Source organism: Streptomyces sp. NPDC017520 (assembly GCF_044329855.1).
Taxonomy (GTDB): Bacteria; Actinomycetota; Actinomycetes; order Streptomycetales; family Streptomycetaceae; genus Streptomyces.
The window spans coordinates 24,520-43,307 of record NZ_JBIRKB010000002.1 but is presented as its reverse complement, the minus strand read 5'-3'; the positions used below and the strand labels follow the sequence as shown (position 1 = coordinate 43,307).

At 71.1% G+C, this 18,788-nt stretch carries 17 protein-coding genes; 7 read left to right on the top strand and 10 right to left on the bottom strand.

Annotation, left to right across the window (positions count from 1 at the left end):
* Nucleotides 1-27: 27 nt before the first annotated feature.
* The 6 genes from ACH4KB_RS04265 to ACH4KB_RS04240 all read right to left on the bottom strand — a co-directional run bounded on the left by ACH4KB_RS04265 (nucleotide 28) and on the right by ACH4KB_RS04240 (nucleotide 8,008).
* Nucleotides 28-783, bottom strand: coding sequence for an SDR family oxidoreductase (locus tag ACH4KB_RS04265; protein WP_398063434.1), 756 nt, complete (start codon nucleotides 781-783; stop codon nucleotides 28-30).
* A gap of 4 nt (nucleotides 784-787) precedes the next feature.
* Nucleotides 788-2,581 (bottom strand): glycoside hydrolase family 15 protein, encoded by a 1,794-nt coding sequence (locus ACH4KB_RS04260; RefSeq protein WP_398063432.1) that lies wholly within the window; start codon nucleotides 2,579-2,581, stop codon nucleotides 788-790.
* Nucleotides 2,582-2,646: 65 nt separating this feature from the next.
* The gene (locus ACH4KB_RS04255; RefSeq protein WP_398063430.1) at nucleotides 2,647-3,450 is read right to left on the bottom strand and encodes an SURF1 family protein; all 804 of its coding nucleotides are present in this window, start codon (nucleotides 3,448-3,450) and stop codon (nucleotides 2,647-2,649) included.
* 78 nt (nucleotides 3,451-3,528) lie between these two features.
* On the bottom strand, nucleotides 3,529-3,762 hold the full coding sequence (locus ACH4KB_RS04250) for a hypothetical protein (protein ID WP_007459448.1): 234 nt from the start codon (nucleotides 3,760-3,762) through the stop codon (nucleotides 3,529-3,531).
* 64 nt (nucleotides 3,763-3,826) lie between these two features.
* On the bottom strand, nucleotides 3,827-4,849 hold the full coding sequence (locus ACH4KB_RS04245; protein ID WP_398063428.1) for a DEDDh family exonuclease: 1,023 nt from the start codon (nucleotides 4,847-4,849) through the stop codon (nucleotides 3,827-3,829).
* A gap of 63 nt (nucleotides 4,850-4,912) precedes the next feature.
* On the bottom strand, nucleotides 4,913-8,008 hold the full coding sequence (locus ACH4KB_RS04240; protein ID WP_398063426.1) for an NACHT domain-containing protein: 3,096 nt from the start codon (nucleotides 8,006-8,008) through the stop codon (nucleotides 4,913-4,915).
* Between the two features lie 145 nt (nucleotides 8,009-8,153).
* Here ACH4KB_RS04240 and ACH4KB_RS04235 point away from each other — a divergent pair, with 145 nt between their 5' ends.
* From ACH4KB_RS04235 to ACH4KB_RS04225, 3 genes are read left to right on the top strand one after another with little or no spacing between them, the layout of a single operon-like run.
* Nucleotides 8,154-9,071 carry a sterol desaturase family protein gene (locus tag ACH4KB_RS04235; RefSeq protein WP_398063425.1) on the top strand — a complete coding sequence of 306 codons (918 nt, stop codon included), beginning with the start codon at nucleotides 8,154-8,156 and terminating at the stop codon, nucleotides 9,069-9,071.
* The gene (locus ACH4KB_RS04230) at nucleotides 9,068-9,772 is read left to right on the top strand and encodes a lysoplasmalogenase (protein WP_398063423.1); all 705 of its coding nucleotides are present in this window, start codon (nucleotides 9,068-9,070) and stop codon (nucleotides 9,770-9,772) included. Before ACH4KB_RS04235 ends, ACH4KB_RS04230 begins: the two co-directional genes overlap by 4 nt.
* Before the next feature lie 22 nt (nucleotides 9,773-9,794).
* Nucleotides 9,795-10,853, top strand: a complete 1,059-nt coding sequence (locus tag ACH4KB_RS04225) for a zinc-dependent alcohol dehydrogenase family protein (RefSeq protein ID WP_398063421.1) — start codon at nucleotides 9,795-9,797, stop codon at nucleotides 10,851-10,853.
* A gap of 66 nt (nucleotides 10,854-10,919) precedes the next feature.
* On the opposite strand, the gene ACH4KB_RS04220 is transcribed toward ACH4KB_RS04225, so the two are convergent.
* Nucleotides 10,920-12,458 carry a S8 family peptidase gene (locus ACH4KB_RS04220; protein WP_398063419.1) on the bottom strand — a complete coding sequence of 513 codons (1,539 nt, stop codon included), beginning with the start codon at nucleotides 12,456-12,458 and terminating at the stop codon, nucleotides 10,920-10,922.
* Nucleotides 12,459-12,791: 333 nt separating this feature from the next.
* Here ACH4KB_RS04220 and ACH4KB_RS04215 point away from each other — a divergent pair, with 333 nt between their 5' ends.
* The 3 genes from ACH4KB_RS04215 to moaA all read left to right on the top strand — a co-directional run bounded on the left by ACH4KB_RS04215 (nucleotide 12,792) and on the right by moaA (nucleotide 16,007).
* Entirely contained in the window at nucleotides 12,792-13,157 is a 366-nt protein-coding gene (locus tag ACH4KB_RS04215) for a DUF485 domain-containing protein (protein ID WP_398063417.1), read from the top strand.
* Entirely contained in the window at nucleotides 13,154-14,797 is a 1,644-nt protein-coding gene (locus tag ACH4KB_RS04210) for a cation acetate symporter (RefSeq protein WP_398063415.1), read from the top strand. The genes ACH4KB_RS04215 and ACH4KB_RS04210 overlap by 4 nt, the downstream gene beginning before the upstream one ends.
* A gap of 220 nt (nucleotides 14,798-15,017) precedes the next feature.
* Nucleotides 15,018-16,007 carry a GTP 3',8-cyclase MoaA gene (gene moaA, locus ACH4KB_RS04205; RefSeq protein WP_398063413.1) on the top strand — a complete coding sequence of 330 codons (990 nt, stop codon included), beginning with the start codon at nucleotides 15,018-15,020 and terminating at the stop codon, nucleotides 16,005-16,007.
* A gap of 33 nt (nucleotides 16,008-16,040) precedes the next feature.
* On the opposite strand, the gene ACH4KB_RS04200 is transcribed toward moaA, so the two are convergent.
* Both ACH4KB_RS04200 and ACH4KB_RS04195 read right to left on the bottom strand, forming a co-directional pair.
* Nucleotides 16,041-16,298, bottom strand: coding sequence for a hypothetical protein (locus tag ACH4KB_RS04200; protein WP_361867707.1), 258 nt, complete (start codon nucleotides 16,296-16,298; stop codon nucleotides 16,041-16,043).
* 241 nt (nucleotides 16,299-16,539) lie between these two features.
* Nucleotides 16,540-16,917, bottom strand: a complete 378-nt coding sequence (locus ACH4KB_RS04195; RefSeq protein ID WP_398063411.1) for a DUF3099 domain-containing protein — start codon at nucleotides 16,915-16,917, stop codon at nucleotides 16,540-16,542.
* Between the two features lie 222 nt (nucleotides 16,918-17,139).
* Between ACH4KB_RS04195 and ACH4KB_RS04190 the strand changes: the two genes are divergently transcribed.
* Nucleotides 17,140-17,418, top strand: coding sequence for a GlsB/YeaQ/YmgE family stress response membrane protein (locus ACH4KB_RS04190; protein WP_398063409.1), 279 nt, complete (start codon nucleotides 17,140-17,142; stop codon nucleotides 17,416-17,418).
* A gap of 79 nt (nucleotides 17,419-17,497) precedes the next feature.
* Here the strand turns inward: ACH4KB_RS04190 and tyrS are convergent, their stop codons facing one another.
* A complete protein-coding gene (gene tyrS, locus ACH4KB_RS04185; protein ID WP_398063407.1) occupies nucleotides 17,498-18,769 on the bottom strand; it encodes a tyrosine--tRNA ligase in 1,272 nt (423 codons plus the stop codon).
* Nucleotides 18,770-18,788: the final 19 nt, after the last annotated feature.

Here is an 18,788-nt window from a genome sequence, read left to right as displayed (position 1 = left end):
TGCGGCGCCTGGGGAGCGGTGGGAGGGTCAGAAGCCGTGCCGTGCTCCGCCGTCGACCGGGACCATGATGCCCGTCAGGTACGAGGCGGCGGGGGAGAGCAGGAAGGCCGCGGTCCTCCCGAACTCCTCCGGCGTCCCGTAGCGCCGCAGCGGGATCCGCGCCTCGTTCGCGGTGCGGGCGGCCTCCGCGTCGCCGGACAGGGCGTCCAGTTCGCGGACCCGGTCGGTGTCGATCCGGGCCGGCAGCACGCCCACCACCCGGATGCCGCGCGGGCCCAGCTCGTCGGCCAGCGACTTGGCGAAGCCGGCGAGACCGGGGCGCAGCCCGTTGGAGATGGTCAGCCCCGCGATCGGCTCATGGACCGAACCGGAGAGCACGAAGCCGATCACGCCGCCCTCGCCGAGCGCGGCCGCGGCCGTCCGGGCGAGACGTACCGCCCCCAGGAACACCGTCTCGAACGCGGTCTGCCACTGGTCGTCCGTGTTGTCCGCGAGGAAGCCGGGGGCGGGTCCGCCGACGCTGATGAGGATGCCGTCGAGCCGTCCGAAGCGTTCCCGCGCCGTGTCCACCAGGCGCTGAGCGGCGCCCGGGTCGGCGTTGTCGGCGGCGAGCCCGACCGCGTCCGGGCCCAGCTCGGCGGCGGCCTCCGCGACGGACTTCTCGTCCCGGCCGGTGATGATCAGTTTCGCGCCGTCGGCGGCCAAGGAGCGGGCCGTGGCGTTGCCGAGGCCCCGGGTCGCTCCGGTGACGATGTAGACGCGGTCCTTCAGTCCAAGATCCATGGCCCTATCCTGCCGGGTCCTCCCCGGCCAGGTCGACAGCGGAGTTCACCAGACCGATATGGCTGAAGGCCTGCGGGAAGTTGCCCAGCTGCCGCCCCGCCGCCACGTCGTACTCCTCGGCCAGCAGGCCCACGTCGTTGCGCAGCTCCAGCAGATGCTCGAACAGCTCCCGCGCCTCGTCCGGCCTGCCGATCCGCTGCAACGCGTCCACCAACCAGAACGAGCAGGCGAGGAACGCCCCCTCGTCGCCCGGCAGACCGTCCACGGAGGTGCCCTGGGTGCTGTAGCGACGGACCAGCCCGTCGCTGCCCAGCTCGGCGCGGACCGCGTCCACCGTGCCGGTCACCCGCGGGTCGTCCGGCGGCAGGAACCCGGTTCGCACGATGAGCAGCGTGGAGGCGTCCAGCTCCCGTGACCCGTAGGACTGGGTGAAGGTGTTCCGCTCGGGGTCGTACCCCTTCTCGCAGACCTCGGCGTGCACGGCGTCCCGCATCGCCCGCCAGCGGTCGGCGTCGCCGGGCAGTTCGGGATTCTCCTCCAGCGAGCGCACCGCCCGGTCGGCGGCGACCCAGGCCATCACCTTGGAGTGCACGAAGTGCCGCCGGGGGCCGCGGATCTCCCACAGCCCCTCGTCCGGCTCGCGCCAGGTCGACTCCAGGAAGCCGAGCAGGCTGAGCTGGAGGTTCCAGGCGTGCGGCTTGTCGTCGAGACCGGCGACGCGGGCGAGCCGGAGCGCGTCGATGACCTCGCCGTACACATCGAGCTGCTGCTGACGGACCGCCGCGTTGCCGGTGCGCACGGGCCGGGAGTGCTCGTACCCGGTGAGCCAGGGCAGCTCCGTCTCGGGCAGCCGCCGCTCGCCCGCCAGCCCGTACATGATCTGGAGGTCGGCCGGGTCCCCGGCGACGGCCCGCAGCAGCCAGTCCCGCCAGGCCGCCGCCTCCTCCAGATAGCCGGCCGAGACCAGCGCCCCCAGGGTCAGCGTGGCGTCGCGCAGCCAGCAGTAGCGGTAGTCCCAGTTCCGTACGCCGCCGATCTCCTCCGGCAGGGAGGTGGTCGGGGCCGCCACGATGCCGCCCGTCGGGCCGTATGTCAGCGCCTTCAGAGTGATCAGGGAGCGCAGCACGGCCTCGCGGTAGGGGCCTTCGTAGGTGCAGGCGTCGGTCCACTTCGCCCAGTCGTGGAGGGTGTGTTTCAGCGCCTTGCGCGGGTCGATCAGCTTCGGGCGCGGCGCGTGCGAGGGGTGCCAGGTCAGCACGAACGCCACGCTCTCGCCCTCGGCGACGGTGAACGAGGAGCAGGTGCTGAACTGCTGGCCCCACGTCTTGACCGGCGGTTCGCTGCGCAGCCATACGGAGTCGGGGCCGGCGACCGCCACCCGGTGGCCGTGCGAACGCCGCACCCAGGGCACCACCGAACCGAAGTCGAAGCGCAGCCGCAGTACCGAACTCATGTCGACGGTGCCGCTGACGCCCTCGACGATCCGCATCAGGTCCGGCGACTTGTCGCGCTGCGGCATGAAGTCGACGACCTTCACCGTGCCGGTCCGCGTCTCCCAGTACGTCTCCAGGACCAGGGAGTCACCCGCGTACCCGCGCCGGGTGCAGGTGTCCGAGGTGCCCGTCCCCTGGGGCGCGATGCGCCAGTGGCCGTTCTCCTCGGTGCCGAGCAGGGCGGCGAAGCAGGCGCCGGAGTCGAAGCGGGGCAGGCAGAGCCAGTCGACGGAACCGTTCCTGCCGACGAGCGCGGCGGTCTGGAGATCGCCGATCAGGGCGTAGTCCTCGATGCGTGGGGTCACGCCTGGCGTTTTCCCGAACCAGGCCGTTGTCAACCAGCCATCAGGCCGAGGGTTTGCCGGAGGCCTCAGGCGCTCGCCGGTTCGGGCTGTCCGGGGGCGTCGGCCGTCGCGTTCTCGGCCGCGGCCTGCTCGCGGTCGCGCTTCTCACGGCGTACGAGAATGATCCAGCCGACCGGGACGGCGGCGACGAACAGCCACCACTGGACGGCGTAGGCCATGTGCGGGCCGATCGAGCTGTCGTCGGGGGAGGCGATCTGCTCGGGCAGATCACCCGTCGGCCGGGGGGCGGTCTGCTCGATGTACCCACCGAGGACCGTCCGGGACAGCAGCTGGGACTGCTGGTCGCTGTTGATCAGCATCACCTGCCGGTCCGGCAGCCCCGCCAGGTCCTTGATGCCGCTGCTGCCGGTCGTCTCGTCCGCCTTGAGGCGGCCGGCGACGGTCACTTCGCCCCGGGGGGCGGGCGGCACGTCGGGGAAGGCGGTCTGGTTGGGCGCGGCCGGGACCCAGCCGCGGTTGACCAGGACGGTCCCGCCGCCCTTGAGGTCCAGCGGGGTCAGGACATGGACGCCGATGCGGTCGTCGTCCGAGGTCCGGCGGCGGACGACCACCTCGTGCTCGGTGTCGAACGTCCCCGTCGCGGTGACCGCCCGCCAGTAGTCCGAGCGCGGGACGGTGTGTCCGGGAGAGGTGAGCTCGGAGACCGGTACCGGCCGCGCGTCGAGGTTCCGCGAGATCAGCGCGTTCTGCTCGACCCGGTGTTCGTGCTTGTGGAACTGCCAGAAACCCAGCTCGATCATCGTCGGAATCAGCGCGAGGCCGAGCAGGGTGAGGATCACCCACTGCCGGGTCAACAGGAAGCGGTACACCCCATGACCGTACAACCGGGGGCATGGGGTGCGGCACTCAGGGGTCGAGCCGGAGCGATCCGGCGGTGGTCCGCTCCGTCACACTTTGTCCACGATGCCTGCCTTTCCTTCGGCGCGGGCGCAGTGGGCGCCGCAGTACCAGTGCCCGTCGACCTCGACGCCCTGCCCGATCACCTGGACCCGGCAGTGCTCGCAGATCGGCGCCATGCGGTGGATGGCGCAGGAGAAGCAGTCGAAGACGTGCACCGCGCCCTGCGCGTGCACCTCGAAGGACATGCCGTAGTCGTTTCCGCAAACCTCACAACGTGCCATGCGCCACAGGGTGGGACGCCCGGCGGTCACGGGGCGAGCGGCTGCCGGGCGAGTCGTGCCCGGTTCACTCCGATGACGGTGCGGGGGCCTGGTGCGGCAGGGTCGCCCCCGGGACCGGTTCGGCGGGGGCCACGTCGCGCAGCAGATGGGTGAAGGCGCTCTCCTCCAGGATCGGTGTCCCGAAGGTCTTCGCCTTCTGTGTCTTGGACGTGGCGGCGTCGGGGTCGTTGGTCACCAGCAGACTGGTCAGCCGCGACACACTGGTCGCCACGTGCAGGCCGGCCTCCACCGCCCGGTCCTCCAGCAGCTCCCGGTCGATCGAGGTGTCCCCGGAGAAGGCCACCCGCATGCCCTGCTGGAGCGGCTTCTCCTTCTCGTACCGCCCCGGATTGGGATACGGGCAGGCCGGCCGCTTGCGCGAGGGCCGCCAGCTGTTCTGCTGCCGGGAGGGCTGGTAGCCGACACGCGGGGTGACGGGGGAGTCGGACCACTCGGTCAGCGGCCGGCACTCCAGCAACGGCAGCCGCACCCCGCCCCGGGCCGCGGCGTGCAGGCTCGGCCGGAACGCCTCGGCCAGCACCCGGGCGTCGTCCAGGGCGTGGTGGGCCCGCTGCTGTACGACGCCGAAGTGCGCGGCGAGGGAGGCCAGCTTGTGGTTGGGCAGCGGCAGCCGCAACTCCTTGGCCAGCGCGATCGTGCACAGCCGGTGCTCGACGGGGGCGATCACCGACGCTCGCGCGTACTCCCGGGCGATCATCGACCAGTCGAACGCCGCGTTGTGCGCGACGAGCACCCGGTCCCTGAGCCGCTCCGACAGCTCGGCGGCCACGTCGGGGAAGAGCGGCGCGCCTTCGAGCACGTCGCTCGTCAGCCCGTGGATCCAGACGGGCCCGGGGTCCCGCTCCGGGTTGACCAGCGTGTACCAGTGGTCCTCGACATTGCCCAGGGCGTCCAGCCGGTAGACGGCGGCGGACACTATCCGGTCGTCGCGGGCGAGTCCGGTGGTCTCCACGTCGACGACCGCGTACCCCTGGGGGTAGGCGGTCGGCCATGGTGCGGCTGTCTGGCGGTCGTCGAGCATGGTCACAGAGAATACGGGCCGCGACTGACAGTCCCCTATTCGGCCGGTCACGGTGACGTGATCCCGCCGTCAGGGGAGGCGGACGATCCGTTCGGGCGGGAAGAGTTCGGCGCCGGTGACGTGGGTGCCGTGGGCCACATGGATCGTCAGGTTGTCCATGCCCGCCAGGGGGGTGAGGTCGCAGGCGCCTTCGCCTCCGTAGAGGCCGAGGGTGGTGAGGGACGGGAGATCGACGAGGGGTGCGAGGCAGTAGGGCTTGCCCATCGGGTACAGAGAGAGTTCACGCAGTGCGGTGAGAGGCGCCGCCTGACGCAGGTCCAGTTCCGCTATCCGGGCGAGGTGCAGACGCTCCAGACCGTGCAGCGACGGCATCCGGGCGAGCTGCTGGTAGTGGGTCAGACCGTAGAGGGACAGGGACTTCAGCCCTGTCCAGCGGTCCAGGCCCTCCAGGTTCAGGTACCGGGTCTCGGACAGCAGGTCGAGTCCGGTCAGCTGACCGCAGACGGGAAGTTCGCCGACGCACTCCATGAGGAAGGGGTGGCCGAGTACCAGGTGCCGGAGGTCCGGCATCCCGGTGAGCGGCGCGGGATCGAGAGAGGGGTGGAGCTGGACGAGCGAGAGCCATTCCAACCCGGGACGTGCGAGAGGTTCCAGGTTCCGGATCTGCGGGCAGTGGCTCAGGCCGATCTCGCGGAGCCGGGGCATCGCCGCGAGCGGCCCCACATCGGTCAGCTGTCCGTTTTGCCAAACGAAGACGCGGTCCAGGCTCAGCCGGGAGAGCACCTGTGGCAGATCCTGACGGTCGCCCGCCACGTTCAGGCACCCCATACGCGGGATCCGGCGCAGGGCTGAGAGCTGCGCATCGGACTTCACGTACACGTAGTTGTTGTCCCAGGACCGGGCCGCCATCACCTCGCGCGCGTAGAGGTCCGGGTCGAACTCCTCCCAGGCCAGGGACAACGCCTCCGTGACCAGGTTTCGCTCGTCGTCCCGGAACTGCTTCACCAGCTCGTACGCGGTCTCGCTGCCCACCGCCGCGGCGGTCCGCACCACGGAAGCCGCCTCCCGCTCGGCCAGCCCGTCCAGCAGCGACGACAACAGTTCCAGCGCGAGGTCGCCCACCTTGGCCAGTTCGTCGATGCTCTTCTTGCTGTCCGGCGGCAACAGCCTCCCCGTCCGCGCCTCCACCTCCTCCCGTACCTCCGGATCCAGCTCCGGGGCATGGGCCAGGCTCCCCGCCGCCAGCAGGACCAGCCGGTGTTCGCACTCGGGCTCCGCGTCCGCCCGCTCCAGCAACGCCCCCAGCAGCGACGCCCGCTCGTCCGGCCGAGCGTGCCCCACCGCCATCTGCACCACGTCGTCCCACTGGTCCTCGTGGGCGTGGCGGACCAGGACGCCGAAGTCGCGCGCCTCCACAGCTGCCTTCGCGCCCAGGTAGTCCTGGAAGGTCCGGTGCACGAAGTCCACCGCGCCCGGGGCCGGTTCGCGGAGGAGTCCGCTGCGGTTGAGAAGGTGCGCGAAGACCTGGTCGGGGGTGCCCCGGACCTGCGACATGGCCCGCATCCAGTCAGCGACCAGAGAGACCGCCTCGTCCTGCCGGGCCTCGACCAGGCCGTTTCGGATCAGCCAGTACGCGAGCCGTTGCAGCAGAGCCGTCTGCTCCTCGCGGGTCAGGTCGACGCCCTCAACCCCGATGATCTCGCGCTCCGTGTCGCGCCGGACCAGCAGCATGTCCAGCGCCGCGTCGTACAACTCCTTGCGCGCCCGGGGCAGCTGCATCCGGCGGTCCCGGTTCAGCGCGCAGAGCAGGGCGCACATCAGCGGGTTCGTCGCGAGCAGCCCCAGGTCCCGCCGGGTGCCCACCGCCCGGCGCAGGGCGGTCTCGTACCGGTCCAGCTCGGTGCGCTCCTCCTCGGCCCCGCACTCCGAGTGGGCCGCCCGGTGCCAGTGTTCGATGAAGGCACGAACGTCCTCCTGGCTCATCGCCAGCAAGCTGTGCGGTTCGAAGCCGGAGCTGGACAGCCAGGTCTCGGGGACGGCGGACGGGCGGGTCGTCACCACGTACCGGGCCCGTGGATAGGCAAGGATCAAATCCTTCAGCCAGCGTTCCGTACGCTTGCGCAGCCGGTCCGGAACCTCGTCGACCCCGTCCACGAGGACCAGCGCCCGGCCCTGCAGGAGCAGTCGGTCCGCCCAGCCGGCCGGGGCCGAGCCGTGCAGCGGAACGCCGGCCGCGCGCAGGAAGTCCGCCGGGGCGGGCAGCGCGTCCAGGGCCGTGAAGGCGCGCAGCCGCAGGACGAAGGGGACACACCGGTTCCAGTCGGTCAGCTCGTCCCCGAACGACTGTCGGGCCGCGTTCAGCGCCAGCCACTGCACCAGCGTGCTCTTGCCCGAACCGGCGGGCCCGCGCAGTAACAGCCGGTCCCGCTCGCCGAGGGCCTGCTCGATCCGGACTGTGGTCCGCAGCGAATGATCCAGGCCGAGCCGGTCGGCGGTCTCGTACTCCCCGCTGACCTCCAGACCGATGTACGCCGTCTCCAGCGGCCACCCGCCCGCCGACCGCCCCAGCGTCAGCCCGAACAGCTCCACCCGGTCGTTGGCCTTCGCCACGAACTCCGCGTACCGCCCCTCGAACTCCAGGTCCGCCGCGTCCGGGCGCGGCCCGACCCGGTCCCGTACCTCCTCCACCAGCTCCCGTGTCCGGCCCGTCGCGCGAACCTGCTCCACCGCCGCCCGGGCGGCGAACGACGGGTGCGCCGTCAGCTGTTCCACCAGGTGCGCGCAGCAGCGGCCGAGCAGATCCTCGTACAGGTCGACGGCCCGCGCCGAGAGCCCGGCGGCGGGGGCCGACAGCTCGGCGCGCAGCCGCTCGGGGGCCAGCTCCAGGGCGAAGAGCCGTTCGGCGTCCGGCTCGTCCGCCGCCGCGAACGTGTCCTGTACGGAGGTGAGCGCGGCCAGCCGCTCGTGTTCGGGGAGGTCGGCGAAGGCGTCGGCCATGCGGCCCGCGAGCACCTTGGCCAGCCGCTCCGGCTTCGCGGGGCGGGGGAGCGGACGCACCGGGTCCGGGACCAGGCCCGCGCCCGGCCTGGGCGTCAGCAGTGCCTTGGCGGCCGCGCCGCCCACCGTCGTGGCCAGCCGTAACAGGGCAACTTCCGTACCGGACACGTGCGTTCCTCCCCTGGGGCCTGTACCGCGGATCCTACGGCGTGGGCGACTGGCAGAAAGTGCCAAAGATCGCTGACACCAGGTCTCGCATACTTGTGGGTAACAACGTCTAGCCCTCGCCGGCCCGCGGCCCTACGGTGCTCGCATGGAGCCGAACCTGCCCGATGTCGTGCTGTGGTCCATACCGGCCTTCGTGCTGCTCACCGTGATCGAGATGGTCAGCTACCGCCTCCACCCGGACGAGGACGCCGCCGGGTACGCGACCAAGGACACCGCCACCAGCCTCACCATGGGCATCGGCAGCCTCGGCTTCGACCTGCTGTGGAAGATCCCCGTCCTGGCGATCTACATGGGTGTCCACGAGCTGACGCCGCTACGGGTGCCCGTGCTGTGGTGGACCGTCCTGCTGATGCTCCTCGCCCAGGACTTCTTCTACTACTGGTCCCACCGCGGCCACCACGTGATCCGGATCCTGTGGGCCTGCCACGTGGTCCACCACTCCAGCGAGAAGTTCAACCTCACCACCGCGCTGCGCCAGCCCTGGACCTCCGCGACGGTCTGGCCCTTCTATCTGCCGCTGATCGCCTGCGGGGTGCACCCGGCGGCGCTGGCGTTCTGCCAGTCGGCCAACCTCGTCTACCAGTTCTGGGTGCACACCGAGCGCGTCGGCAAGCTTCCGCGCCCCTTCGAGTACGTCCTCAACACGCCCTCCCACCACCGCGTCCACCACGCCTCCCAAGGCGGCTACCTGGACCGCAACTACGGCGGGATCCTGATCGTCTGGGACCGGATGTTCGGATCCTTCGCGGCCGAGACCGAGCGGCCCGTCTACGGGCTCACCAAGAACATCTCCACCCACAACCCGCTGCGCGTCGCGACCCACGAGTACGCCGCCATCGCCCGGGACGTCAGGGCCGCCGACACCTGGGGCGAGCGGGCCGGACGGGTCTTCCGCGGGCCCGGCTGGCAGCCGGGGCCGAAGGCGGGGGCCGGGGCCGGGGCCGCGGCGGGAGAACCCGCGCCCGTGTCCCCGGAAACCTCCGTTCCGGGACGCGCCCTGTGAGCGCCACTGACTCCCGCCCCGCGCGCGCCGGCGGAGCCGAGCGCTTCGCCCGCCCCGTGCTCCTCGCCTTCCTCCTCGTCGCCGCGGTCGACCTGGCCGGGCTGCTCGCCGGGGCCGGGGCCGTCCACCTCGTCGCCAAGCCGCTGCTGATGCCGCTGCTCGCCGGGTACGCGGCGCTCCGCGGCGGACCCCGGCTACTCGTCGCGGCCCTGCTGTTCGGGTGGGGCGGCGACGTCTTCCTGCTCGCCGACGACCTGGCCTTCCTCCTCGGCATGGGATCCTTCGCGGTCGGCCATGTCTGCTACCTGACGCTGTTCGGCCGCGACCGGGCCCGTGCGCCGCTGGCCACGGGAGCCGGGTACGCCCTCGTCCTGGCCGTCTTCCTCGTGCTGATCTGGCCGGACCTCCCGGCGGACCTCCGTATCCCGCTGACCGGCTACAGCCTGCTGCTCACGGCCGTGGCCTGGCGGGCCGGCGTGCTCGGCCGGTACGCCGCGGCCGGCGGGGCCCTCTTCCTGATCTCCGACGCCCTCATCGCCACCGGCATCGCGAAGTGGCCGCAGGCACCCGCCCCCGACTTCTGGGTCATGCTCACCTACATCGCCGCCCAGGCGCTGCTGACCCTCGGGGTGCTCACGGCTCCCCCGGCCGGCGGAACCGGGCGAACCGGGGCGTACCGTGAACGGGGTACCAGCGTCTGAGACCGGCAAGGACCCCGAACGTATGCGCGCCACCGTCATCCACGCCCCCCACGACATCCGGGTGGAGGAGGTGCCGGACCCCGGGATCCAGCAGCCCACCGACGTGGTGCTCAGGGTCCTGCGGTCCTGCATCTGCGGCAGCGACCTGTGGGCCTACCGGGGCGAGTCGGCCCGGCGGCCCGGTCAGCGCACCGGCCACGAGTTCCTCGGCGTCGTCGAGGAGGCCGGCCCCGGGGTGAACGGCTTCGCCGTCGGCGATCTGGCCGTCGCCCCGTTCGTCTGGTCCGACGGCACCTGCACCTACTGTGCCGAGGGCCTCACCACCTCCTGCCCCGAGGGCGGCTTCTGGGGCTCGGTCGGCCCGGACGGCGCACAGTCGGACGGCGGCCAGGGCGAGGCCGTCCGCGTCCCCCACGCCGACGGCACCCTGGTCAGGCTCCCGGCCGCCGCGGCGTCCGACGACCGCCTGCTCACCGCCCTGCTGGCGCTCTCCGACGTCCTGGGCACCGGCCACCACGCCGCCGTCGGCGCGGGCGTCGGGCCGGGCAGCACCGTCGCGGTCGTCGGTGACGGCGCGGTCGGCCTGTGCGGGGTGCTCGCCGCCAAGCGGCTCGGCGCGGAGCGCGTCATCGCGCTCGGCCGCCACACCGCGCGCACCGACATCGCCCGTCGCTTCGGCGCGACCGACGTGGTCGCCGGACGCGGCGAGGCCGCCCTCGCCGCCGTCCGCGAACTGACCCGGGGCGAGGGCGCGCACAGCGTCATCGAGGCCGTCGGCACCGAGCAGTCGATGCGCACCGCCCTCGGCATCGTCCGCGACGGCGGCTCCGTCGGCTACGTGGGTGTCCCGCACGGCAGCGCCACCGGCGTGGACCTCGGCGTGATGTTCGGCCGGAACATCGCCCTGCGCGGCGGCGTCGCCCCCGTACGCCGGTACATACCGGAACTGCTCCCCGACGTGCTGGACGGCACGATCGACCCGTCGCCCGTCTTCGACCGGTCCATCGGCCTGGACGAAGTGCCGCTCGGCTACAAGGAGATGGACGAGCGGACCGCGCTGAAGGTGCTCATCACGCCGTAGGGCCCGACGCGCGAGGGCCCGGGGAGAACGTCCTCCCCGGGCCCTCGCACCTCATCGGTCACGTGCCTACCAGCGCACCGCGTCCAGCGCGTCGACCACTCCGGCCCCGTAGAAGCCGTTGTAGTTCTTGCCGCCCTCGCACACCGCGTCGATGACACCGTCACCGTTGATGTCGTACGGCTCACCGCACGCCTTCGCGTCCGACTGGAGCGTCAGCAGCGCCTTCACCGCGGCCGGCGAGGCGTAGGGGTGCTTGGACTTGATCAGCGCCACGACGCCCGCGACGTGCGGGGACGCCATCGACGTACCGGCCTTGTAGCCGAACTTGCCGCCCGGCAGCGTCGACAGGATCAGCCCGTTGACGGCCGGCGCCTCGGGGGTCTGGTAGACCGTCGAGTCACCGCCCGGGGCGGCCACGTCGATGACGCCCTTGCCGTAGTTCGAGTACGAGGACTTCAGGCCCTTCGCACCCGTCGCGGAGACCGTCACGACACCCGGCAGCATGGTCGGGATGTCCGGGCAGGCGCTCGGGTCGATCGTCCGCGTGACCGGCTCGGTGTCGTTCGGGCTGGTCTTGTCCTCGATCGCGTCGAGGGCCAGGTCGTGGCGGGAGTTGCCCGCCGCCGCGACGTTGACCGTGCCCTTGCGCTCCGCGTACTTCACGGCACGGGTGAGGGCGTCGACCAGGGCGCCCTGGTCCGGGTCGTTCTTGCAGTTGAACAGCCACGGGTCGGTGTAGTAGCTGTTGTTGGTCACCTCGACGCCGTGCTCGGCGGCCCAGAGGAACCCGCAGACGACGGCCTCGGTGTAGAAGAACCCGTCCGGGTTCGACACCTTGATGCCCGACACCTTCACGCCCGGGGCGACGCCGGTGACCCCGGCGCCGTTCTTCGCGGCGGCGATGGTGCCCGCCACATGCGTGCCGTGGTCGCTCTCGCCCGCCGCCGGACGCCAGGAGCCGGCGGTGGTGTCCGGAGCGCCCGACACGCAGTTGGCCGAGGCGCGCTCGTCGAAGTTCGGGGCCAGGTCCGGGTGGGTGTCGTCGACGCCCGTGTCGATGACGGCGACCGTCACCCGCTTCGAGCCCAGCGACTTCTCGTGCGCCTTGTCCGCCTTGATCGCGGGCAGCGACCACTGGAGGGGCTCCAGCGGGTCCTCGCCGGCCTTCGCGTCCGCGGCGGCGGCGGCCGCCTGCTCGGCGGTGAGCGGCTCCGCTATCGAACCGACGTCCTTGGTGGCCTGCGGCACGATCGGGTTCGTGCGGGTGGCGCCCGCCGACTCCACGCCGCGTACCCGGCGAATCGTTTCGCCGAAGGCGGGGTTCTGCGAGTGGACGACGATGACGCCGATCTGCTCATAGGCGATGACGACGGTGCCGCCGGCCTTGGCGATCGCCTTCTTGACGTTCTTGACGGTGCCGTGCCCGCCCCGGGTGTTGACCACGTAGGACAGCTTCGGTCCGTCGGTCCGCGCACTCGCGGCGGCCTGCTCCCCGGTGGGCGCCGCCGTGGCCGTCGCCGTCGGCAGGAAGCCGAGCGAGGCGGTCAGCGCGAGTCCGAGGGGCACCGCGAGTGCGCGGGTCCGTCTCGATGCCAGATGAGCCATGGGGTCTCCACATCATCCGTGCCGAACGACCGGACACCTGGCGTGTCCGGTCGCGTACATGACGAGTGAAGCTATCGCTGATCATCCCGATGCATCAACGCTTACGGGCAAGTCAGTTCGAAGAGTGACCTGGGCGGCTGAACGCGAACGGGTGACTTCCGGGCAACCGGGCGCACCGCGGCACCTCCGGGAAGGCGAAAGACACGGTGAACCGCTTCGTCGCGCTCTCCGTGCCGTTGTCCAGGAGGCACATCACCGTCCCCGTCGGTAACGAGGCTTCCCTTGACACCCACCGCCCCCCAGACCACCGCACCCGCGTCGCGAGGAGATTCCGTGGCTACCGATGCACCGCCGCCCGAGGGCGGCTCGCCCACCGGCCCCGCCCAGCCCACCACCGAGGCGTTCGTCACGATGCAGGCGAGCCCGGACTTCGCGGACCTGCGCCGCTCCCACCGCTCCTTCGCCTTCCCCCTGACCATCGCCTTCGTGACCTGGTACCTGCTCTACGTCCTGCTCTGCAACTACGCGGGCGGATTCATGGCCACCGAGGTCGCCGGCAACATCAACATGGCGCTCGTCCTCGGACTCGCCCAGTTCGCCACCACCTTCCTCATCGCCTGGCTCTACTCCCGGCACGCCGCCACCAAGCTCGACCCCAAGGCCGACGCGATCAAGTCCCGTATGGAGGCCGACCTGTGAGCGCCGCCCACGCCCTTTACCCCACCGTCCAGCTCGCCGCCACCGAGGGAGCGAGCGAGCATCGGCCGCTGATCATCACGCTGTTCGCCGCCTTCGTCGTGGCGACCCTCTTCATCACCGTGTGGGCCGGCCGCCAGACCAAGAACGCCTCCGACTTCTACGCGGGCGGCCGGCAGTTCACCGGATTCCAGAACGGACTCGCGGTCTCCGGCGACTACATGTCCGCCGCGTCCTTCCTCGGCATCGCCGGAGCCATCGCCCTCTTCGGGTACGACGGCTTCCTGTACTCCATCGGCTTCCTCGTCGCCTGGCTCGTCGCCCTGCTCCTGGTCGCCGAACCGCTGCGCAACTCCGGCCGCTACACCATGGGCGACGTCCTCGCCTACCGGATGCGCCAGCGCCCCGTCCGTACCGCCGCCGGCACATCCACGATCGTCGTCTCGATCTTCTACCTGCTGGCGCAGATGGCCGGCGCGGGCGTCCTCGTCTCGCTGCTGCTCGGTATCACCAGCGACGCCGGGAAGGTCCTCATCGTCGCCCTGGTCGGCGTGCTCATGATCCTCTACGTCACCATCGGCGGCATGAAGGGCACCACCTGGGTGCAGATGGTCAAGGCCGTCCTGCTCATCGCGGGCACCCTGCTCATCACCTTCCTGATCCTGCTGAAGTTCAACTTCAACATCTCCGATCTGCTCGGCACCGCCGCCAGCAACAGCGGCAAGGGCGCGGCCTTCCTGGAGCCCGGTCTGAAGTACGGCGTCGACAACGTCTCGAAGCTGGACTTCATCTCGCTCGGCATCGCCCTGGTCCTCGGCACCGCGGGGCTGCCGCACATCCTGATCCGCTTCTACACCGTGCCCACCGCCAAGGCCGCCCGTAAGTCCGTGAACTGGGCGATCGGCATCATCGGCGCCTTCTACCTGATGACGATCGTGCTCGGCTTCGGCGCGGCGGCGATCCTCAAGCCGGACGACATCATCGCCTCCAACAAGGCGGGCAACACCGCGGCGCCCCTCGCCGCACTGGAGATCGGCGGCGGCTCCGGATCCACCGGCGGCGCCATCCTCCTCGCGGTGATCTCCGCCGTCGCCTTCGCCACCATCCTCGCCGTCGTCGCCGGGCTCACCCTCGCCTCCTCCTCGTCCTTCGCGCACGACATCTACGCCAACGTCATCCGCAGGGGGAAGGCCACCGAGAAGGAAGAGGTCCGCGCCGCACGCTGGGCCACCGTCGCGATCGGCATCGTCTCCATCGGCCTCGGCGCACTCGCCCGCGACCTGAACGTCGCCGGGCTCGTCGCCCTGGCCTTCGCGGTCGCCGCCTCCGCCAACCTGCCCACGATCCTCTACAGCCTCTTCTGGAAGCGCTTCACCACCCAGGGGGCCCTCTGGTCCATCTACGGAGGCCTCGCCTCCTCCGTCCTGCTGGTGCTGTTCTCGCCGGTCGTCTCCTCCAAGCCGAGCTCGATGTTCCCGGGCGTCGACTTCGCCTGGTTCCCGCTGGAGAACCCCGGCCTGATCTCGATCCCGCTCGGTTTCCTGCTCGGCTGGGTCGGCTCGCTGTTCTCCAAGGAGAAGCCCGACACGGACAAGTACGCCGAACTGGAGGTCAAGTCCCTCACCGGCATCGGAGCCCACTGAGCACACCGCGAGGACCCCTCTCGGCCCGTCGCCGACAGGCCCTGCGGCTCACTGCCACCACCCGCGCCCGGGCCGCGTCGTAGAGTCCTACGACGCGGCCCGGCCGCACCTCGTGGCAAACGAGCCCCCCCCGATGTCACACGTCTCACGTAGGCTCGGAAGGACAAGAGGCCACCAGAGCGACCGCACCACTGCGGACACCCCGGGGGAGGGACCCACCGTGCTCATCGACACCTACGACCGGGTCGCCACCGACCTGCGCGTGTCACTCACCGACAAGTGCAATCTGCGCTGCACCTACTGCATGCCCGAAGAGGGCCTTCAGTGGCTCGGCAAGAGCGAGCTGCTCTCCGACGACGAGATCGTGCGCCTGATCCGTATCGCCGTCACCTCGCTCGGCATCACCGAGATCCGCTTCACCGGCGGCGAGCCCCTGCTCCGTCCCGGCCTCGTCTCCATCGTCGAGCAGTGCGCCGCGCTCACCCCGCGCCCCCGCATGTCGCTCACGACCAACGGCATCGGACTCAAGCGGACCGCCACCGCCCTCAAGGCCGCGGGGCTCGACCGGGTCAACGTCTCGCTGGACACCCTGCGCCCCGACGTCTTCAAGACCCTCACCCGCCGCGACCGCCACAGGGACGTGCTGGACGGCCTGGAGGCCGCCCGCGAGGCCGGGCTCACCCCGGTGAAGGTCAACTCCGTCCTGATGCCGGGACTCAACGACGACGAGGCCCCCGAGCTGCTCGCCTGGGCCGTCGCCCACGATTACGAGCTCCGTTTCATCGAGCAGATGCCGCTCGACGCCCAGCACGGCTGGAAGCGTGACGGCATGATCACCGCCGGGGACATCCTCGCCTCGCTGCGCACGCGCTTCACCCTCACCGCGGAGGGCGACGAGTCCCGCGGCTCCGCCCCCGCCGAGCGCTGGACCGTCGACGGCGGGCCGCACCGCGTCGGCGTGATCGCCTCCGTCACCCGCCCGTTCTGCCGCGCCTGCGACCGCACCCGGCTCACCGCCGACGGCCAGATCCGTACCTGCCTCTTCGCCCGTGAGGAGACGGATCTGCGTGGGGCACTGCGCGGGGACGCGCCGGACGAGGAGATCGCCCAGCTCTGGAAGACGGCCATGTGGGGCAAGAAGGCGGGTTCCGGACTGGACGACCCGTCCTTCCTTCAGCCCGACCGCCCGATGTCGGCGATCGGCGGCTGAGGCGCCCGAGCCCGAGGGACCGAGGCCCGAGGATCAGGCCTCGGTCTCCTTCCCGTCCCCGGCTGCCCAGTCCTTCAGCGCCACGACGTCCTTGAGGAAACCCCGTACACCGAGGAACGAGGACAGGTGCTCCCGGTGCTCGTCGCAGGCCAGCCAGGTCTTGCGCCGCTCCGGCGTGTGCAGTTTGGGGTTGTTCCAGGCGAGCACCCACACGGCAGCGGCCCGGCAGCCCTTGGCGGAACAGAGCGGGGCACCGGCGGGACTCTCGGCGGACGTCTCGGGAAAAATCACATGGCCCAGCCTAAGTCAGGGGCACCCCGAGCCAAGTCACGTGCTCCACGAGCTTTCTGACGCATCCCCGGCCGGAGAAATGGCGACGCCGGGCAGCCACGGGGGGAGCTGCCCGGCGTCGGTCCATCGCTCCGACGGGGGATGCGGAGCGCTTTCGAAGTATGTCACGGGGACCGGGGTGCGGTGCACCGGAACGTCATGATTGATCTGAGCTTTTCCTGAGCTTCGCGGGGCTCCCGAATCAGGTGCGCTCGTGCGGCGGCCGGACCCCGCCGGACGCCCCCTCGGGCTGCCCGGGCTCGGCCCGGCCCGGCACCGGAGCGGCCTCCACCGCCGGCCGCAGCGGCATCTGCACGAACGTCGTCGGCAGCGAAGTCACGTTCTCCCGGCCCGCGTTGGCGATGACCACCGCAACGTACGGCAGCAGCACCCCCAGCACGAGCGCCACGATCGCCACATGCCGCTCCACGTTCCACAGCACCGCGGCCAGTACCACCGACACCGTGCGCACCGACATCGAGATCACATAGCGCCGCTGTCGGCCGCGGACGTCGTCCGTCAGCCCCTGACGGGCTCCCGTGATCCGGATGACCTCCGTACCCGCGCTCTTCCGCAGCATGCTCCACCACCAGATCTCGTCGCCGGACGCTCCCGGACCGGGCCGCATCCACGGTACGCCCGGCACCGGCCGGGCAGGAGACCGGGGCACGCCGTACGAGGAGGGCCCGGGCGGTTCGCGGTGGGCGGCCGGGTCACCCGGACGGCCCAACCCGACATGCGCCGGCCGGGCAACGGGACAACTCTGGACAGACGCGCACTCCGCGCCGCACGAGGAGGCGAAATGAGCTGGTTGTGGGCAATCATCGTGGGACTGGTGCTCGGTGTCCTCGCCAGAGCGATCCTGCCGGGCAAGCAGGACATCCCGCTCTGGCTGACGGCCGTGTTCGGCATCCTCGGCAGCATCCTCGGCAACGCCGTGGCCGGCTGGATCGGTGTCGAGAACACCAAGGGCATCGACTGGATCCGTCATCTGCTGCAACTGGCGGGCGCCGTGGCGGTCGTCGCCGTCGGCGACATGGCCTGGCAGGCCATCCGAGGCAACCGTAAACAGCGAACCTGACCCGGCGGAACCACGCAACGCCGTGGCCGGACACGCGTGCCTCGCGTGTCCGGCCACGGCGCTGTGACGCGGGGGAGGGTCAGCCGACCGGGCCGACCTCCACGGCCGCCAGGTTCTTCTTGCCCCGGCGCAGCACCAGCCAGCGCCCGTGCAGAAGCTCCCCGGCGTCCGGCGCGACTTCGCCGTCGACGACCTTCACGTTGTTCACGTACGCGCCGCCCTCCTTGACCGTGCGGCGCGCACCCGACTTGCTGGGTGCCAGACCGACCTCCACCAGCAGGTCCACCAGCGGACCCAGCTCGGCGACGGTGGCGCCCGGCACCTCGGACAGGGCCGCGCTCAGCGTCGCCTCGTCCAGCTCGGCCAGATCGCCCTGCCCGAACAGCGCCTTCGACGCCGCGATGACCGCGGCGCACTGCGCACCGCCGTGCACCAGCGTGGTCAGCTCCTCGGCCAGCGAGCGCTGCGCGGAGCGGGCCTGCGGCCGCTCCTCGGTGAGCTTCTCCAGCTCCTCCAGCTCTTCACGGCTCTTGAAGCTGAGGATGCGCAGGTAGCGCGAGACGTCCCGGTCGTCCACGTTCAGCCAGAACTGGTAGAACGCGTACGGCGTCGTCATCTCCGGATCGAGCCAGACGGCGCCGCTCTCGGACTTGCCGAACTTCGTCCCGTCCGCCTTCGTCATCAACGGCGTCGCCAGCGCGTGCACGGTGGCGCCCGGCTCCAGCCGGTGGATCAGGTCGATGCCCGCGGTGAGGTTGCCCCACTGGTCGCTGCCGCCCTGCTGAAGGGTGCAGCCGTGCCGGCGGTACAGCTCCAGGAAGTCCATGCCCTGGAGCAGCTGGTAGCTGAACTCCGTGTAGCTGATGCCCTCCTGCGACTCCAGCCGCCGGGCGACCGAGTCCTTGGTGAGCATCTTGTTGACCCGGAAGTGCTTGCCGATGTCCCGCAGGAACTCGATCGCGGACATGCTCGCGGTCCAGTCCAGGTTGTTGACCATCGTCGCCGCGTTCTCGCCCTCGAAGGACAGGAACGGCTCGATCTGCGAGCGCAGCCGGGCCACCCAGGCGGCGATCGTCTCCGGGTCGTTCAGCGTGCGCTCGGCGGTGGGCCGCGGGTCACCGATCTGGCCCGTCGCGCCCCCCACCAGGGCGAGCGGCCTCAGTCCGGCCTGCTGGAGCCGCCGCATCGTGAGCACCTGCACCAGGTGCCCCACGTGCAGGCTGGCCGCGGTCGGGTCGAAGCCGCAATAGAAGGTGACGGGACCGTCCGCGAGAGCCTTGCGCAGTGCGTCCTCGTCAGTGGACTGGGCGAACAGCCCGCGCCACTTCAGCTCGTCGACGATGTCCGTCACGGTTCCGGTGCTCCTTATG

Bases quoted from the DNA above. Each gene is read 5' to 3' on its own strand.
- ACH4KB_RS04265 (WP_398063434.1), bottom strand. From the start codon at position 783: ATGGATCTTGGACTGAAGGACCGCGTCTACATCGTCACCGGAGCGACC.
- ACH4KB_RS04250 (WP_007459448.1), bottom strand. From the start codon at position 3,762: ATGGCACGTTGTGAGGTTTGCGGAAACGACTACGGCATGTCCTTCGAG.
- ACH4KB_RS04235 (WP_398063425.1), top strand. From the start codon at position 8,154: ATGGAGCCGAACCTGCCCGATGTCGTGCTGTGGTCCATACCGGCCTTC.
- ACH4KB_RS04225 (WP_398063421.1), top strand. From the start codon at position 9,795: ATGCGCGCCACCGTCATCCACGCCCCCCACGACATCCGGGTGGAGGAG.
- ACH4KB_RS04220 (WP_398063419.1), bottom strand. From the start codon at position 12,458: ATGGCTCATCTGGCATCGAGACGGACCCGCGCACTCGCGGTGCCCCTC.
- ACH4KB_RS04195 (WP_398063411.1), bottom strand. From the start codon at position 16,917: ATGCTGCGGAAGAGCGCGGGTACGGAGGTCATCCGGATCACGGGAGCC.
- ACH4KB_RS04190 (WP_398063409.1), top strand. From the start codon at position 17,140: ATGAGCTGGTTGTGGGCAATCATCGTGGGACTGGTGCTCGGTGTCCTC.